The organism is Wolbachia endosymbiont of Cruorifilaria tuberocauda, assembly GCF_013365475.1.
In the GTDB taxonomy this organism is placed as follows: domain Bacteria; phylum Pseudomonadota; class Alphaproteobacteria; order Rickettsiales; family Anaplasmataceae; genus Wolbachia.
In genome coordinates, this window is the sequence record NZ_CP046579.1 from 754,599 (window position 1) to 773,081 (window position 18,483).

At 34.0% G+C, this 18,483-nt stretch carries 13 protein-coding genes and 1 tRNA gene; 1 reads left to right on the forward strand and 13 read right to left on the reverse strand.

Annotation, left to right across the window (positions count from 1 at the left end):
* Positions 1–212 precede the first annotated feature (212 nt).
* The 13 genes from map to rpsL all read right to left on the reverse strand — a co-directional run bounded on the left by map (position 213) and on the right by rpsL (position 17,305).
* Positions 213–995, reverse strand: a complete 783-nt coding sequence (map, locus tag GOY13_RS03010; RefSeq protein WP_175814443.1) for a type I methionyl aminopeptidase — start codon at positions 993–995, stop codon at positions 213–215.
* 398 nt (positions 996–1,393) lie between these two features.
* Positions 1,394–9,916 (reverse strand): DNA-directed RNA polymerase subunit beta/beta', encoded by an 8,523-nt coding sequence (locus tag GOY13_RS03015; protein WP_175814330.1) that lies wholly within the window; start codon positions 9,914–9,916, stop codon positions 1,394–1,396.
* 53 nt (positions 9,917–9,969) lie between these two features.
* A complete protein-coding gene (rplL, locus tag GOY13_RS03020) occupies positions 9,970–10,374 on the reverse strand; it encodes a 50S ribosomal protein L7/L12 (RefSeq protein ID WP_175814331.1) in 405 nt (134 codons plus the stop codon).
* 26 nt (positions 10,375–10,400) lie between these two features.
* Entirely contained in the window at positions 10,401–10,922 is a 522-nt protein-coding gene (gene rplJ / locus GOY13_RS03025; protein WP_175814332.1) for a 50S ribosomal protein L10, read from the reverse strand.
* Positions 10,923–10,933: 11 nt separating this feature from the next.
* Entirely contained in the window at positions 10,934–11,599 is a 666-nt protein-coding gene (rplA, locus tag GOY13_RS03030) for a 50S ribosomal protein L1 (RefSeq protein WP_175814333.1), read from the reverse strand.
* A gap of 4 nt (positions 11,600–11,603) precedes the next feature.
* Positions 11,604–12,044: a 50S ribosomal protein L11 gene (locus GOY13_RS03035; RefSeq protein WP_175814334.1), complete on the reverse strand. Its 441-nt coding sequence runs from the start codon at positions 12,042–12,044 to the stop codon at positions 11,604–11,606.
* Between the two features lie 2 nt (positions 12,045–12,046).
* Positions 12,047–12,877 (reverse strand): transcription termination/antitermination protein NusG, encoded by an 831-nt coding sequence (gene nusG, locus GOY13_RS03040; RefSeq protein ID WP_175814335.1) that lies wholly within the window; start codon positions 12,875–12,877, stop codon positions 12,047–12,049.
* Complete coding sequence (secE, locus tag GOY13_RS03045; RefSeq protein ID WP_175814336.1) at positions 12,867–13,067, reverse strand: preprotein translocase subunit SecE; 201 nt, start codon at positions 13,065–13,067, stop codon at positions 12,867–12,869. The genes nusG and secE overlap by 11 nt, the downstream gene beginning before the upstream one ends.
* 19 nt (positions 13,068–13,086) lie before the next feature.
* Positions 13,087–13,159 (reverse strand) — tRNA-Trp (locus GOY13_RS03050).
* Between the two features lie 15 nt (positions 13,160–13,174).
* Positions 13,175–14,347: an elongation factor Tu gene (gene tuf, locus GOY13_RS03055; RefSeq protein WP_175814040.1), complete on the reverse strand. Its 1,173-nt coding sequence runs from the start codon at positions 14,345–14,347 to the stop codon at positions 13,175–13,177.
* A gap of 12 nt (positions 14,348–14,359) precedes the next feature.
* A complete protein-coding gene (gene fusA, locus GOY13_RS03060) occupies positions 14,360–16,426 on the reverse strand; it encodes an elongation factor G (protein WP_175814337.1) in 2,067 nt (688 codons plus the stop codon).
* 19 nt (positions 16,427–16,445) lie between these two features.
* Positions 16,446–16,925 (reverse strand): 30S ribosomal protein S7, encoded by a 480-nt coding sequence (rpsG, locus tag GOY13_RS03065; protein ID WP_175814338.1) that lies wholly within the window; start codon positions 16,923–16,925, stop codon positions 16,446–16,448.
* 5 nt (positions 16,926–16,930) lie between these two features.
* On the reverse strand, positions 16,931–17,305 hold the full coding sequence (rpsL, locus tag GOY13_RS03070) for a 30S ribosomal protein S12 (RefSeq protein ID WP_175814339.1): 375 nt from the start codon (positions 17,303–17,305) through the stop codon (positions 16,931–16,933).
* A 311-nt stretch (positions 17,306–17,616) separates the two neighbouring features.
* On the opposite strand from rpsL, the gene recO reads away from it, so the two are divergent.
* Complete coding sequence (gene recO / locus GOY13_RS03075; protein WP_175814444.1) at positions 17,617–18,339, forward strand: DNA repair protein RecO; 723 nt, start codon at positions 17,617–17,619, stop codon at positions 18,337–18,339.
* Positions 18,340–18,483 lie beyond the last annotated feature (144 nt).

Below are 18,483 nucleotides of genomic sequence, written 5' to 3' on the forward strand. Positions count from 1 at the left end.
TTACACTAATGTCACATATGAACTAAAGAATTGTATTCTGTTCATAGAATTAGTTATTCAAATAAGTAATTCATATTTAAATAAACTTTCTTTTATTGCATCTTAAAAAATTGACCTAGTATTTTTAATGTTACGCCAGACGCTTTTCAAGATACGAAAGTTTTTCTCTCCTTTCCAATTTGCAGGAATTCTTCTAATAAGAACTGCATAGTTTAATTATAAGGAGGAAAGTGCAAATTTTTGGGAGATAATGTAAATATTTCAACACCATCTTTTGTTACTCCAAGCGTATGCTCAAATTGCGCAGAAAGTGAAAGGTCACATGTTGTTACTGTCCAGCCATCAAACCTACTGAGCAAAGTTTCATGCCTTCCTATATTGATCATAGGCTCTATTGTGAAAAACATACCCTCCTTTAAGATAAGATTTTCGTCTCTATCATAAAAATGCAATACGTTTGGCAAGGCATGAAAAACTTTTCCTATACCATGGCCGCAATAGTTACGTACTATAGAGTATCCAAAATCTTCAATATATTTTTCTATAGCAAGTCCTATTTTATTCAATTTGTTGCCAGGCTTAACTTGCCTTATTGCTTCCATCAATGCTCCATAAGTAGCATCACATAAGCGCATTGCTTTTATTGATGGTTTGCCAACCCAAAACATACGGCTTGTATCGCCATACCAGCCATCTAAAATTACTGTAACATCTATATTTAAAATATCCCCGCTCTTGAGTGGCTTATTATCTGGAATACCATGACAAACAACAGAATTTTTTGAGGTACAGATTGATTTTGGATATCCCTTATAATTAAGTGTAGCTGAAGTTGCACCTGCTTTAGTTATAAAGTCATGACATAAGTCATTTAGCTCATTAGTTGTTATCCCTACTTCTACGTAAGGTGCAATAAAATCAAGAGTTTCAGCTGCTAACCTACCAGCTTTACGCATAAAGCCAAAGTCTTCTTTGGAATGTATAGTTATATTCATATTTTTATATGTTACTGTAATTATCATAACACTTCTATGCAGAATTAATAGTTTTACTCATCTTGTTATCAGAGTAAGTTCCTAACGTACAGTTATACAAATTAAAGTAGGCCATTGAAATGGTAATTCTAGATTATGGATAAAAAAGAAAGAATGAAAGAATCATAGTTTTAGTTTCAGCACTCAAGACGGAAAATTAATATCCATCTAAACTTGAGTAGTAAGCGTTTAAAAAATAGATTTATTAAACTTGATAAAGTTTGAAAATATCAACAGATAAGCTGTATAGTGTATATAGCAAAACCCGACTTTGTTAAAAGAACTAAAGTTTGTTAGTAGTTTATTAAAAACATGGCTCAAAATTGTAAATTTATTGTTTTGATGCTTATCATAATTATTCAACTTGGCTGATTGTAGTGCGGTGCTACCATATTTTCTTTCCTATCAGGATGGGAATAATAACTTTCACCACTTAATAATTTTTCGTCATAAGCTTCAATATCAAAATATTTTTCATATTTATCTATATCATCACAAAGTGAAAGTGCTTTAATTTTACTCATGATTAAACCTGTACCAGCAGGAATTAGTCTCCCTACTATAACATTTTCTTTTAATCCACTTAAAGGGTCTTCTTTCCCACAGAATGCTGCTTCTGTCAATACTTTTGTTGTCTCTTGAAATGAAGCAGCAGAGATGAAGGAATTAGTCTCAAGGCTAGCTCTTGTGATTCCCTGTAAAATAGGGAGATATCTAGCTGGACGCTTACCAGAATTATTCATAACACTATTCTCTTTATCAATTTCCAGCTTATCAATGCTTTCTCCTACTAAGTAAGTGGTATCGCCAGGATCAGTAATCTCTACTTTTTGCAACATTTGCTTTAGTATTACCTCCAAGTGTTTATTGTCTATTCGAACACCCTGTAATCTATAAACCTGCTGTATTTCAGAAATCATATAATGTGCTAAAGCTTCTAACCCAAGTACACGTAAAATATCATGAAGATCGGGGTCACCATCCATCAACAAATCACCTTTACGCACAAAATCACCCTCATTTACTATTACGTGCTTACTTCTTGGAACTAAGTACTCTACTTGAGAGATTTGATCATTAATTGGTTTAACTGATATGCTGCGTTTTCCTCTTCTATCTTTTTCAGAAAATGCTACATAACCATCTACCTCACTAACAATAGCATGCTCTCTAGGACGACGTGCTTCAAACAGCTCTATAACTCTTGGTAATCCACCAGTAATATCACGAGTTTTAACTGATTCCCTTGGCATTCTTGTAATAATATCACCTGCTTGAACCTTTTGGCCATCTTGCACATTGAGAACTGCACCTATTGGTATAAAATAACATGCCTCAACTCCACTTGAGAGTATTACTACTTCACCATTATCGTCAAGCAATACTATGCGGGGACGTAAACTGGCGCCACCAGAGTGCAATTTCCAATCTTTTACTACTTTACTTGATATCCCTGTAGATTCATCCATCACTTCAGTGATTGATACCCCGTCTTTTAAGTCTTGATAAGATACTGTCCCTGTTTTTTCTGTGATAATAGGTAATGTGTAAGGATCCCATTCTGCAACTTTGTCACCAATTTTTACTGACTGACCTTCATCTGCATAAAGCTTTGAGCCATAAGGTACACTATATCTCAATTTTTCACTACCAAGGCTGTCAATCAATACAACCTCACAAGAACGACTTATTACAATTTTATCTCTGTTTTTGTCTATAATTATATTACTATTGTTTAACTTTATTTTGGCATTAATAGAAGCTGTAATATTTGAGGATTCAATACCTCTAGTCATCACTCCACCTATGTGAAAAGTACGCATTGTTAATTGAGTACCAGGTTCTCCCACAGATTGAGCAGCTATTATACCGACTGCTTCACCTATTGAGACAATTCTGCCAGTTGCAAGGTCTCTTCCATAGCAGAGTGCACATATACCTGAACTCACTTCGCAGGTGAGCGGTGATCTGATCTTTATAGCATCAAGACCTGCAATATTAATTTGCTTTACTTTGCTTTCATCAATTAATTCTCCTGCTTTTACCAATAGTTCTTTTGTTACTGGGTAATATATATCATTTGCGGCTGTTCTGCCTAGCACTACACTCTCTAAGGACGCAACTATAGTACCTCCTTCAACTGTAGCTCTTACAATAAGACCATTTTTGGTATGGCAATCGTATTTTGTAACTATGCAGTTTTGTGATACATCAACTAAACGACGAGTTAAGTATCCAGAATTTGCAGTTTTGAGAGCAGTATCAGCAAGGCCTTTACGTGCACCATGAGTAGAATTGAAATACTCAAACACATTTAATCCTTCCCGAAAGTTAGAAACTATGGGTGTTTCTATGATTTCACCTGAAGGTTTAGTCATAAGCCCTCTCATCCCAGCTAATTGCTTCATTTGCGAAGTAGAACCCCTTGCACCTGAATTAACCATCATATATACTGAGTTATATTTGCTATTTTTATTGTATACAGATATTGCTTTTAACATATCATTTGCTATCATATCAGTACACTTAGACCACTCATCTATAACTTTATTATATCTTTCACTTTTAGTAATTAGACCGTCCTGATACTGCATAGAGAACTTCTTAATTTCATTCCTTGCATGATTAACATGTATAGCTTTAGTTTCTGGTATAACTAGATCACAACGACCAAAGGAAGTACCAGAAAGTGTAGCGTATTCGAAACCAAGCACCATTAACTTATCACAAAATTCCACTGTAGCACTTTGCCCACAATTGCGATATACTAAGTCAACTATATTAGTTACTTCTTTAACTGTTAGTAACTGATTTACAAGATCAAAACTTAGATTCTCATGCTTAGGGAAAATCTGCCATAACATTAAACGTCCAGGAGTTGTATAAACAGTTTCATAGTAAACTTCACTATTACCACTATGTTTCATTCTATATTTTATACTAGAGTGAATATGAAGAGTACCATTACTCAAAGAGTGTTCAATTTCACCAAAGGTACATAGAAATGGCAAATCTTTTTCTTTGTTACATTGTTCTTGAAGAGTTAGGTAATATATACCAAGGATTATATCTTTACTAGGAACTATAATTGGCCTGCCATTAGAAGGGCTTAAAATGTTATTGGTCGACATCATCAATACTTTAGCTTCAAGCTGTGCTTCCAATGAAATTGGTACATGCACTGCCATTTGATCTCCATCGAAGTCAGCATTGAATGCTGTACAGACAAGTGGATGAAGTTGTATTGCTTTGCCCTCAATAAGGATAGGTTCAAAAGCCTGAATACCAAGTCTATGTAAAGTGGGTGCCCTATTCAATAAAACTGGATGTTCTCTTATTACCTCTTCAAGAGTATCCCAAACCTCTGGTTTCTCTGCTCTTATTAATTTGCTAGCATACTTAATAGTTGGAGCAATACCATACATCTTAAGTTTTGAGTAGACAAAAGGCTTAAATAGCTCAAGAGCCATTCTTTTTGGTAACCCACACTGATTTAGTTTTAAAGTTGGACCAACGACTATTACAGAACGCCCAGAGTAATCTACCCTTTTCCCTAACAGATTCTGGCGAAAGCGACCTTGTTTACCTTTTAGCATATCACTAATAGATTTTTTATATCCGACAGTACCAGCTTTATTTATTAGAGTGCTACGACGACTATTATCAAAAAGAGAGTCAACTGCTTCTTGTAGCATCCTTTTTTCATTACGGATCATAATTTCAGGAGGATTTAAACTTAATAATTTTCTCAACCTATTATTTCTATTAATGATAGTTCTGTAATGATGATTCAAATCAGAAACTGCAGGGCGGCCACTTTCAAGAGATACTAAGGGACGCAAATCAGGTGGTAAAATAGGTATAGTTGTAAGTATCATCCATTCTGGTTTATTTCCTGATTTAATAAAATTTTCAACAATACGTAACCTTTTTATAATCTTCTTTCTTCTTATTTCAGAAGCAACAGATTCTAACTCTTGTCTTAAATTTTTTCTGGTTTCATGTAAATCAAGACAGGCTAGTAACCCTCTTATAGCTTCAACACCTTGCATAGCTACAAAGCTATCAGCTCCATAATTATCTTTAGCTTCATTGTAAGTTTTTTCACTAATAATCTCACCTTTTTCAAAGGATGAAATAAGAGGATCAATTACAACATAATTGTCACTATATAAAATATTTTCAATATCTTTTAGAGACATGTCCAATAATGCTCCAATTCTTGAAGGAAGTGATTTTAGAAACCATATATGGGCAACAGGAGATGCAAGCTCTATATGACCCATTCTTTCTCTTCTCACCTTAGAAGATGTAACTTCTACTCCGCACTTTTCACATATACGGCCTCTATGTCTTCTTTTTTTATATTTCCCACATAAACATTCATCGTCATTGACAGGACCAAAAACTTTAGGACAAAATAATCCACCTTTCTCAACTTTAAATGTTCGATAATTTGCAGTTGAAACGTCCTTTATTTCACCATAAGACATGGATTTAATACTTTCAGGGCTGGCAATTGATATGCTTATCTTATCAAAAGACTGTGCGATATTGGTATGAGATACATCTTCAATAATAGCGTTATTTTGCTTTAAGGCTACATTTAAACAAAGTGAGCGTAATTCTTTTACCATTACATTAAAAGATTCTGGAGTTCCGCATTCAAAGTTACTATCGCCTTTTATTATTGACTCGTATATTTTGATTCTTCCATTAATGTCATCTGATTTCACAGTTAACATTTCTTGTAAAGTGTAAGCAGCACCATATGCTTGCAGTGCCCAACATTCCATCTCACCAAGACGTTGGCCACCGAAATGGGATTTTCCTCCAAGAGGCTGTTGAGTGACTAAACTATAAGGGCCTACTGAACGTGCATGAATTTTATCATCAACTAAGTGATGTAACTTAAGCATATACATATAACCAACTGTAACCTTACGATCAAATTTTTCACCTGTACAACCATCGTACAATATAGCTTGTCCAGAATGATCTAAATCGGCAAGTTCAAATAATTTTGTTATTTTTTTATCTTTTGGACCTTCGAATACTGGTGCAGCAACAGGAATTCCATTGCATAACTTATATGCAAACTTAATTAAATCTGTGTTGCTTATTTTATAAATATTGTTGCATATAGATGTATTGCTACCACAGCTATAAACTTCAATGAGAAAGTTGCGTAAATTATCATATGCACTTTTGCAAAGGCTTAAATGATTTTCTATCAATGTATTTAGCTCATTGTTCAATGTTTTTTTGTTAGGTTTATTAAAAATAGAAGCTACTATTTCAGTATCGCTAACTTCTTCAATTTTTATATCTTCGAGATATGCTGATGTAAATGTTGCAATGCTATCGTTGCCAAGAGATTTAATTTTTTTACAGAAATCACTTTCAATTTTATTGATTTTATTAAGAATGCTGCTGACCTTTTCTCCTAATTTTTTACAAGCCCATCCTACATGAGCTTCCAATATTTGTCCTACATTCATCCTTGATGGGACACCAAGAGGATTAAGGATAATATCAATAGGGGTACCGTCTTCTAGGTAAGGCATATCTTCTACTGGCACAACCCGTGAAATTACTCCTTTATTACCGTGTCTACCAGCCATCTTATCTCCAGGCTGTAAACTATGTTTTACAGCAATAAAAACTTTTACTGACATTGACACACCTTGAGGTAGATCGTAGCCTTCGTCTAATTTCTCTACTTTTTGCTTAAATTGCATTTTCGCGTTTAATATTTTTTCATCAAAATCTTGTTTTAAATTCTTAACTTGCTTAGAGATAGACTGATCTTTTAACTCTATGTTCCACCATTGTTCACGCTCGATAACATCAAGCCTTTTCTGACTTTGAGGACAAGAATGAACAAGAAGCTTTTTTAATTCGTCATAAAAGTATTTACTAGTAACATTGATTATGTAATCTCGCTCTTTTTCTAAATTTTCCATCTCTTTTTGCTTGATAAGCAATGCTCTCTCACTTTCCTCAACACCCCTGCGAGTAAAAACTCGTATATCAATCACTGTTCCTTCAACATCTGGAGGTGTATATAAAGATGAGTCTGCACAATCAAATGACTTTTCTCCGAAAATTGTCATCAATAACTTTGTTTCAGGAGGTAGTGAAAAAGAAGGTTTAGGTGTAACTTTACCTACAAGGATATACCCTGGCCCTACTCTTGTACCGATTTTTACTATGCCACCATCATCTAGGTGATACAAATTTTCTTCATTAACACTAGGTATAGCACGAGTTATTTTCTCTGACCCTAAAGGGGTATCATGTACGACACACTCGAATTCTTCTATGTGAATGGAAGTGAATAAATCTTTCCTAACAACTTCACTTGAGATAATAATGGAATCTTCAAAGTTATAACCTTGCCAAGACATAAAAGCGACTAGCAAATTTTTGCCAAGTGCTAGCTCACCACTGTTAATTGCAGGGCCATCAGCTATTACATCACCTTCCTTAACATAGTCTCCTACGCATACTAGTGGCCTTTGGTTAATACAGGTATTATGGTTTGAACGTTGAAATTTTTTTAAGTGATAAATATCTACACCTAAGTAATTCACCCTTTCTTCATCAAAAGCACGTATGACTATGGAGTTACTATCAGAGCTATCAACTACGCCATCACGTTTTGCTAAAACTACAGCACCAGAACCAGAAGCTACAAAAGACTCCATGCCAGTAGCGACTAAAGGAGCAGTAGGTTTTAACAAAGGTACAGCTTGGCGTTGCATATTTGAACCCATTAACGCTCTATTAGCATCATCATTTTCTAGGAATGGAATTAAAGAAGCTGCGACTGATATTACCTGTTTAGGAGACACGTCAATATAACTAACTTGATCGCTACTTACCATAACAAAACTACCAGCATACCTACAGTACAGCATATCATCGATGAAGCAATTATTTTTATCAAGCTTTGCACTTGTATCAGCTATATAGTATGAACCTTCATCTATTGCAGACAGATACTCAATTTTATCAGTAACAACCCTATTAATTACTTTCCTATAAGGACTTTCAATAAAACCATATTTATTGACACGTGCATATATAGCTAAACTATTAATTAATCCTATATTTTGTCCTTCAGGGGTTTCAATTGGGCAAATTCTTCCATAATGAGTTGGATGAACATCTCGTACTTCAAATCCTGCACGATCCCTTGTTAGCCCACCAGGACCTAATGCTGATAATCTTCTCTTATGAGTTATTTCAGATAGTGGATTAGTTTGATCCATAAACTGAGATAATTGAGAAGAATTGAAAAAATCTCTTAAAGTATTAGTTAATACTTTTGGATTAATGAAATCAGATGGAGAAACTTTATCTAAACTGGAAGTAGACATAGAATCAATTATTACACGCTCCAATTTTAGTAGCCCAGCTCTAAATTGATTTTCTATGAACTCTCCAACTGATCTCACCCTTCTATTCCCCAAATGATCAATATCATCTGCAGATCCTTGTCCATCACGTAATAGTACTATTCTTCTTACAATTTCAATAATATCATCATGCGTTAAAATAGTTAAATTTTCCTCGTAATTTAACCCAAGGCAGGAGTTAAGTTTCAATCTGCCAATGTTAGATAAGTCGTAATATTCAGGATTAAAGAAAAGATTATAAAAAAATTCTTCTACTATTTCTAAAACAGGAACTTCACCTGGACGCAAGACTCTATATATTTCATATAATGCATCTTGATAGGACATATTCTCATCTAAAAGAAGTGTATTTAATATGTAAGGTCCAACAGATAAGTTATCAATATTTAATACTGATATTTCATTTATAGATAGTAACTCAAGCTTTTTTATATCTTCAATCTTTATAGACTCACCTGCAGATAAAATTTTTGTGGAACTGACACTATCTATTAAATCTTCTGCAAGAAATAACCCACATATAGAATTAAAAGGTACTAGATACTCTTTTAAACCATCATCATATAGCTTTTTGGCTAGTCTTGAAGTAATGCGAACATTATTCTTGAGTAGTACATTACCTTCAACATCCATTAAGTCAAAAGGTAACCTAATTCCTTTAAACCTATCGGGTATAAAGGGTACTTTCCAACCATTTTTATATTTTACGTACTTTACCTTTTCATAAAACTTATCAAGTATATTATTATTTGATAATCCTAATGCCTTTAGCAAAACTGAAATTGGTAATTTCCTTTTTCTATCAATACGAAAATACAAAAGATCTTTAACATCAAACTCAATGTCAAGCCAAGAACCTCTATAAGGAATAACTCTAGCAGAATAGATTAGCTTGCCAGAATTGTAAGTTCTTCCCTTATCACTATCAAAAAATACACCAGGAGACCTGTGCATTTGTGAAACAATGACTTTTTCAACACCATTAATGATGAAAGTACCTTTATCAGTCATCATTGGCAACTCGCAAAAGTGGACTTCTTGCTCTTCTATAAATTTTATAATAGTTGTAAGCTTAGAGTGATCATTACTCTTTTTGATTGTTTTATAATCATCGAGAGAAATACCATCTTGCATAACAACGATACGTATAAAAGCAATTACTCTAGCAGAAAAAGTTATGCAGCGTTTTATACATTCGGCCTCATCATACTTAGGGTTGTCTATCTTACAGCTTATAAACTCAATAGTAGCCCTGTGCAAAGGATCGTCTACTGGAAAAACTGAGTGAAAGATCGATTCAAGTCTTTCATTACCATGATTCCCAGGGGAAAACGACTTATATGACTCTTTTTGGACCTTAACTGGGTCTAGTAAAGAATCCTTTAAGTCAATTGACTTAGAATAAGAAATCCTAGGAACAAAAGTGCTAGAAACACACATATAAGAAGAATCAACCATTAAAATACCTCAAAATTAACTGAAAATACCGCACCAATATAGAATTAAGTACCTTACTCAAGTTCTACTTTGGTTACTCCTGCTTCAGTAAGCTGTTGCTTTATCTTTTCTGCTTCTTCCCTAGGAATATTGGCAGTTAAGTCTTGAGGCAAAGATTCAACTAGCTCTTTTGCTTCTTTTAACCCTAATGTAGAATTAACTTTTCTAACTGCTCTTATAATTTCCATTTTTTTACTAGCGTCAATTTCTTTAATCACAACTTTACACTCAGTTTTTTCTTGAATATTAGGATTGGCAGCATTATTGCTGATGTTTGCATCAGCAGCGGTAGCTCCTCCGCTGACAAAAGAGCCAGTAGGTAACCCTATTTTCTCTTCTAGAATTTTTACAAGCTCGGCAGCCTCTAATAGATTTAAAGATAATATTTTGTTAACTAAACTATTTGTTACATTACTCATACTTTTACCTAAAATTATCAACAAATTTATTTCTTAGAACTATAATAATTCAACACTCTTATAAGCCTTATAAAAGGCGAGTTAATAGATAACGCTAATCTAGCAGGAATATTATTATAAGACATTAAACGCATAATTTTTATATGCAACTCAGCTAAAGAAGGTAGCTTAGCCAGTTTATTAACATCCTCAACTGTAAGCACTTGATTTAAATGAGCCGCACAAATTACAGATGCCTTTCCTTTGTTAGCATTGGTGAAATCATCTATTAGTTTTGCAACTTCTGCTATGCCACTAGAGTATATAATAGCAACTGGACCAGAAAATCTGTCTGATAGGTGAGAAAACTTACTAGATCTTTCTAAAGCTAAGCGAGCTAGGGTATTTTTAACTACTAACATTCCACCAGCTATTGCCTTTATCCCATTTCTTAAATTTAATAAATCATTAGCGTTTACAGACTTAAAATTCATCAGTATTAAGAAATCATTATTTATAAACACATTTGCTATATCTTGTATAAACTTATTCTTACTTTCACGCTTCACTACGTTATTCCCTAACTATTAACTATATCTTCTATTCTGCCTATTTTATAAGCTTTGCCCATGGTCGAATTTAAAAAGACATTTTTAAAATACATCCCTTTCGCAGAAGCAGGCTTATTATTTTTAATTGCTTTGAGAAAAGCTTTTAAATTCTCTAACAAGTCATCAACGGTGAACTTTATATTTCCTAATTTACCATGAATAATACCATTTTTATCTGTTCTAAATCTTACTTGACCAGACTTGATAGTTTCAATAGCTCTTACAATATTAGAAGTTACAGTGCCAAATTTAGGATTAGGCATTAACCCTTTAGCATTTAATACTTTTGCGATTGGAGTGATCTTTGCTACAAAGTCAGGAGTAGTAATACACCAATCAACGTCTAGCTTTCTACCTTTTTTTATCTCCTCAACTAAATCCTGTCCTCCTATAACATCGGCGCTAACCTTTTCAGCTTCTGATAAGTAGTTGCTTTGAGCAAGAACAGCTACCTTAATATCTTTTCCAATACCTTTAGGCAAAACTACTGTACCGCGTATCTGCTCGTCAAATTTATGTGAATCTACACCTAGATTGACTGTAATATCAATTGATTCATCAAATTTTGCTGTAGCAGACTCAATAACCTTCTCTAAGCACTGTTTTGGATTATCGTAATGATAATGTGTACTCATATTTCTAACTCCCTATAACTTCTATACCCATAGATTTAGCAGTGCCTATAACCATCTTTACTGCTGAATTTTCGTCACTCACTTTCATATCAACCATTTTATACCTTGCTATCTTAATTATAGCAGAAGTAGGTAATTTAACCACCAATTCTTTCCCTGGCTCACGAGAACCTTTACTCAATTTGGCTTCTTGTTTTAGCAGGTATGTTACGGGTGGGCCGCTGATAATAAAGCTGTGAGAACGATCATCTTTTACAAAAATTCGTACTGTTACTAGATCACCAATTTTATAACTGGTATTAATTGTACTAGTCACTTTGTTAAAAGCTTCGCAGAATTTTGGAATTGATATACCACGTGGACCAAGCACTGAAGCAATCTTTGGACCAGGGACTGCTTTTCCTGCTTCCATTAATAAGTTAATCTTAGCAATTACGATACTCATATTTAATTCTCTACTTTCTCTACTTGGGTTAGATCCAACTCTATTATTGTTGGCTTGCCTAAGATTGATACTTCTACGTTAATAATTTTTTTTTCATCATTAATCATATCTACCTTACCAGTAAAATTTTGAAAAAGACCATCATTAATTTTTACTTTTTCTCCTTTTTCATAGCCATGATCTAATTTTTTCTTCTCTTGAGCATTATAGAGTGCATTACACATTAAGTAAATCTCATCATTAGAAATTACCTTAGGAACGTTACCATTTTTTAAAAATCCATGAACTTTAAGGGATTTTGGTATGTTGTTAACGAAATTTAATACATCATCACACAAATTTGCACATAAAAAAACATACCCAGGGAAGCACTTCTTTCGCGTGGCAGTTTTTTTGAGCCTTAATTCTGATTCATTTGGTTCTTCATATGGGATAAAAACTTTCTTAAAGTAGCTACTGACTCCCAATCTGATAGAATTTTCTAATATATGTTGGCATACTTTCTCTTCATAATTAGAAATAACCCTTAAGATATACCATTTATATTTATCAAATTCCTTGCGCTTAATACTTACTTCATCATCTAGAACTTCTTTAAAATCACTAGATTCAACACCACAGCACTTCAATGTTTGGTTTAATATACTTTTACTTTCATCGCACAGGTGCATATACATATATACTTCGTATAACTCTTGTGTATCAGATTTTAAACTGTACGTCATTTGATGAGGGATAAATATCTCTTTAAAATAAGGCATATTACTTACTAATTCACGTAAATGTTTTTCATGTCCATAATTAACTTTGATGATGTACCATTTATATTCCATAGAAGATTCCGAACAAAGCCTTAATTGTATAAAAAGATATAAAATCTACTAAACAAAAAAAAACTAAAAAGCATAGTATAACTCCTGCTATGACAAATAAAGAAGAGAATACCTCTTGCTTTTTTGCCCAGGTAACTTTTTTTATTTCTTGCTTTATACCACAAAAGAAACTATTTAAACTTTTTAACATACCTAATACAATATTAATGCAGGAGCGATAGGGATTGAACCTACAACCTCTGGTTTTGGAGACCAGTGCTCTACCAATTAAGCTACACTCCTATAGCTAAAACTTTTTTACTCAAGAATTTCAGAAACAACACCGGAACCAACAGTTCTACCGCCTTCTCTTACTGCAAAACGTAATCCCTTATCCAGCGCTACTGGTGCTTGTAATTCTACCTCTATACTTACATTATCACCTGGCATCACCATTTCTTTGCCTCCTAACAATTTTATACTTCCTGTTACATCTGTAGTTCTTATATAAAACTGTGGTTGGTAATTTTCAAAAAATGGAGTATGCCTTCCTCCTTCCTCTTTCTTCAATACATATACTTCTGCTTTAAACTTCTGATGTGGTGTTATTGTACTTGGCTTTGATAATACTTGACCCCTCTCTACTTCTTCTCTTTTTATTCCTCTTAAGAGGATCCCAACATTCAGTCCAGCAGACCCCTTATCTAGGCACTTCTTGAACATTTCTACCCCTGTACATATTGTCTTCCGCGTTGCTTTCAACCCTACTATCTCGATCTCTTCGCCTGTCTTTATTTCTCCCTTCTCTATTCTTCCTGTCACTACCGTTCCACGCCCAGGTATTGAAAATACATCTTCAATTGGCATTAGAAACGGCAAATCTACAGGCCTTGGAGGAACTGCTACATATTCATCCAACTTTTCCATCAACTTTCCTATTGATTTCTTCCCATACTCATTACCTTCATCTTCTAATGCTTTTAATGCAGACCCAATCACTACAGGAACATCATCACCGGGAAATTCATACTTACTCAGCAATTCTCTAACTTCCATTTCTACTAAACCAATCATATCATGATCAGCTACATCAGCTTTGTTTATGTACACAACGATATACTTAACACCAACTTGCTTTGCAAGTAATATATGTTCTCTTGTTTGTGGCATTGGCCCGTCAACTCCAGATACTACTAATATCGCTGCATCCATCTGTGCTGCACCTACTATCATATTCTTCACATAGTCAGCGTGTCCAGGACAATCAACATGTGCATAGTGCCTCTTATCTGTCTCATACTCAACATGTGCTGTTGCTATCGTTATTCCCCTCTTTCTCTCTTCAGGTGCCTTATCTATTTGATCATACGCTATGAAATGCCCATAATACTTCGTTATCGCTGCCGTTAACGTTGTTTTCCCGTGATCTACGTGCCCTATTGTTCCCACATTTACATGCGGCTTGCCAAATGCTTCTACTATCTGTGTCATAGGCTATTATCCTTAATTACATTTAAACTCGTCAACTACGCATTGTGGTACTTGCCCATAATAGGAGAAATGCATGCTATATTGAGCTCTTCCTTGAGATATAGAACGTAAAATATTTATATAACCAAACATACTTGCAAGAGGTATGAAAGCAAGAATTATAGCACTTTTATTATGTGTCTCCATGCTTGAAACTTGTCCCCTTCTGCTATTTATATTACCCATAATATCGCCCATGTACTCTTCAGGTGTAATAATTTCAACTTTCATTATAGGCTCTAGCATCTTTGGGTTAGCCTTATTCGCCATTTCTTTGAAAGCGCCTTTAGCAGCCAACTCAAAGGCTAAAGGACTTGAATCAACTTCATGAAAAGCACCGTCGATAAGTGTTGCTTTAAAATCAATAACTGGGAAACCAGAAATTATTCCGCCTTCTTTTATCAACTCTAACCCATTCAACACACCAGGAATATATTCTTTTGGAATTGCACCACCTACAATTTTGCTTTCAAATTGAAATCCAGAGCCAGCCTGAAGAGGCTCAAATAGGATCTTTACTCTAGCAAATTGACCAGCCCCGCCCGACTGTTTTTTGTGAGTATAATCAACCTCAACAGGTTTAGTAATAGTTTCACGGTATGCAACTTGAGGAGCACCAACGTTGATATTAATGTTGAATTCACGTTTGACCCTGTCTGTAATAATTTCAAGATGTAACTCACCCATACCCTTTAGTATAGTCTGGCCACTTTCTGCATTTATTAACATTTTTAAAGAAGGATCTTCTGTAACTAATTTATTTAAAGCAATACCTAATTTCTCATGATCTGAGGTAGTTTTAGGTTCTATAGCAACTTCAATAACAGGTTCAGGAAATTCCATACGCTCTAATAATATAGGAAAATCGTGTGAACATAGAGTATCACCAGTAATTGTTTTCTTTAATCCAACTAAAGCGACTATATCTCCAACCTTAGCTTCATTTATATCCTCTCTGTTATTTGCATGCATAAGAAGCATTCTACCAATCCCTTCAGTTTCATTCTTCCCAGCATTTAATACAGTAGACTTAGATTTTAATTTACCAGAGTAAATACGAATGAAAGTTAAGCTACCTACAAATTTATCTGTCATTACTTTAAATGCAAGAGCAACAAATTTTCCTTGTTCTGAAGGTTTAACAGAAATTTTTTTCTCTGGATTTTTAGGGTCACTCCCAACAATCTCATTAACATCAATAGGAGAAGGAAGGAAATCAACTATACCATTCAAAAGGGGCTGTACTCCTTTATTTTTAAAAGCTGATCCACATAATATTGGAACAAATATTCCTTTAGTAGTTCCGCTTCTTATACACTTCTTTAATAGATCTATAGGCAAGTCGTTGTATTCAAAATAAACATTCATTGCCTCATCATACATTCCAGCTGCAGTATCTAATAAAAGATTCCGGTACTCTTGAGACATACCAAGCAAATTAGATGGAATATCTTCATAAAAAAAATTAGCACCCAATGCCTCTTCTTCCCATATAATAGCTTTCATATAGATGAGGTCTATTATACCTTTGAAATCCTTTTCATTTCCTATTGGAAGCTGCACAACTAAAGGAACTGTCCCTAGCTTACTTTTGACCATATCAACACACCGATAAAAATTTGCTCCTACTCTATCCATTTTATTGATAAAGCAGATACGAGGGACATTATATTTATCAGCTTGACGCCAGACAGTTTCAGATTGAGGTTCAACGCCTGCAACCCCATCGAATACAGCAACTGCACCATCCAAAACCCTCAAAGACCTTTCAACTTCAATAGTGAAATCAACATGTCCTGGAGTATCAATTATATTGATTTTATGACCATTCCAAAAACATGTCGTAGCGGCTGATGTGATTGTAATACCACGCTCCTTCTCTTGCTCCATCCAATCCATAGAAGCTGCACCATCATGTACTTCTCCAATTCTATTTTGTTTTCCAGTATAAAATAAAATACGCTCTGTTGTAGTGGTTTTTCCAGCATCTATATGAGCCATTATACCTATATTTCTATATTCAGATATATTAATTCTCATATTACTTAATTAGTTAACATTAAAAGTTAAGATGAGAAAAAGCTTTATTAGCCTCAGCCATTTTATATTTTTCTTCATATATCTTAAATGCTCCCCCTCGTTTGTTATAAGCATCTATTATTTCAGCTTGCAGACAATCAGCAGAAGTTTTCCCACTTTTTTTTCTGGCTGCAGAAGCAGCTCCAGCAATCCATCTTAATGCTAAAGAGACTGCTCTATCCTTTCTAACTTCAACTGGCACTTGATATGTTGCACCTCCAATACGACGAGGGCGAACTTCTATAGAAGGTGTAACATTTTCTACTGCAGTTTCAAAAATTGATACCCCACTTTCATTTATTTTCTTTTCAGCTGAAGATAAAGCACCATAGACAATTTTTTCTGCAATAGACTTTTTACCACATTTCATAATTACATTAATGAAACGCATTAGTAAGACACTACCATAACGTGAATCAGGATTTATCTCTCTCTTTTTTGCTTTGTTCCTGCGAGCCATAAATTTTAATCAGATTTTTTTACCCCATATTTTGAACGAGCCTTTTTTCTATTTTGTACACCACGAAGATCAAGAGTGCCCCTTATTATGTGGTAACGTACACCAGGTAAGTCCTTAACTCGTCCACCTCGTATTAGGACAACTGAGTGTTCCTGTAAATTATGGCCTTCACCAGGTATGTAAGCTGTTACTTCACCATAACCACTAATTCTCACCCTAGCTACTTTACGTAGTGCTGAGTTAGGCTTCCTAGGAGTTGTAGTGTATACCTTAGTACAAACACCTCTTCTCTGAGGGTTACTCTTTCCTAAAGCAGGTACCTTTTTTTTACAAAGTAACCTTAATCTGCCCTTGCGTATTAGCTGATTTATTGTAGGCATATAAAAACTCAAGCTCATTGAAATAACTTAAGCCTTAAGCATAAAATGATTGATATTAATAGTCAACATAAAGATAAACATTATTTATATATTAATTCAACTTCTATAATTCCTACCTAACATAAAACTTAGATTTCGTGAGCTTTTTAAAGTTTAGGTAGAATTTACTTAATAGGAAGCATAAGAAGAAGATAGGAACTTCTTAATCTAAGCTTTTCTTGATGACATTTCTAAGATTGAATATAATTTTTGCTGTACTTGTTTCACTTCGTATACTGTTCACAGTTAATATAATTAAATTAATTACTCTAATGAGATGGAAAGATGAAGCTATTATTTTATCTACTAAAAAGTACGGTGATAAAAACTTGACTCTTTCTTTGTTCACAAAAAATCATGGAAAGTGCAAGGGAATAACTAGAGTAGTACATAATGGCAATTATAAATTTCAAATAACCAACCTTTTGTGTGCAGAATGGAGCGCTAAATTACCTGAAAACTTGGGATTTTTTAAGTGTGAGCTGATTGAATCTATGCTCCATCACTTCCTCCAAGACAGGTTGAAAGGTATTGCTATTACCTCTTTTTTCTCTATTTTAGAGAAAGTATTTCCAGAGGGAGAACCATGTATTGTGCTTTATGATAACCTTCGATATTTTTTTAACGTAATCAAACATAACAATAGATCTTGGCAAGCACATTATCTTAATTTAGAGCTTTTACTTCTTACACAACTTGGGTTTAAGCTAGATCTGTCAAAATGCGCAGTAACAGGCAATAAAGAAAATTTACAGTTTATTTCTCCAAAAACCGGTAGAGCAGTATCAAAAGAAGTAGGTGGTTACTATGCGGATAAACTACTACCTTTTCCTCAAATATTGTATGATATATATAATAATAACTTACAAAGTAATTACTCATATCAGGAATTTCAATCAGGACTAAAGATTACAGGGTATTTTTTTAATAAGTATCTGTTTTCACAGCTAAATATTAGATTTCCAGATTCTAGGGATCTTATGTTTTTGCCTTAATAGATTTCTCATAATTTTATTGCATTGTAAATTCAATAAAAACTGTTTGTCTAACTTTATCAATCTACCATACTTATAATAATATGTAGTAAGGTATTTAGTTATCTATCTTAAATCGTTTGACTAAGTAATGTGTTAGATTGA

Bases quoted from the DNA above. Each gene is read 5' to 3' on its own strand.
- tuf (WP_175814040.1), bottom strand. From the start codon at position 14,347: ATGACACAGATAGTAGAAGCATTTGGCAAGCCGCATGTAAATGTGGGA.
- rplA (WP_175814333.1), bottom strand. From the start codon at position 11,599: ATGAGTACACATTATCATTACGATAATCCAAAACAGTGCTTAGAGAAG.
- rplL (WP_175814331.1), bottom strand. From the start codon at position 10,374: ATGAGTAATGTAACAAATAGTTTAGTTAACAAAATATTATCTTTAAAT.
- rpsG (WP_175814338.1), bottom strand. From the start codon at position 16,925: ATGGCTCGCAGGAACAAAGCAAAAAAGAGAGAGATAAATCCTGATTCA.
- secE (WP_175814336.1), bottom strand. From the start codon at position 13,067: ATGTTAAAAAGTTTAAATAGTTTCTTTTGTGGTATAAAGCAAGAAATA.
- GOY13_RS03015 (WP_175814330.1), bottom strand. From the start codon at position 9,916: ATGGTTGATTCTTCTTATATGTGTGTTTCTAGCACTTTTGTTCCTAGG.
- GOY13_RS03035 (WP_175814334.1), bottom strand. From the start codon at position 12,044: ATGAGTATCGTAATTGCTAAGATTAACTTATTAATGGAAGCAGGAAAA.
- nusG (WP_175814335.1), bottom strand. From the start codon at position 12,877: ATGGAATATAAATGGTACATCATCAAAGTTAATTATGGACATGAAAAA.
- fusA (WP_175814337.1), bottom strand. From the start codon at position 16,426: ATGAGAATTAATATATCTGAATATAGAAATATAGGTATAATGGCTCAT.
- map (WP_175814443.1), bottom strand. From the start codon at position 995: ATGAATATAACTATACATTCCAAAGAAGACTTTGGCTTTATGCGTAAA.
- rpsL (WP_175814339.1), bottom strand. From the start codon at position 17,305: ATGCCTACAATAAATCAGCTAATACGCAAGGGCAGATTAAGGTTACTT.
- recO (WP_175814444.1), top strand. From the start codon at position 17,617: ATGAGATGGAAAGATGAAGCTATTATTTTATCTACTAAAAAGTACGGT.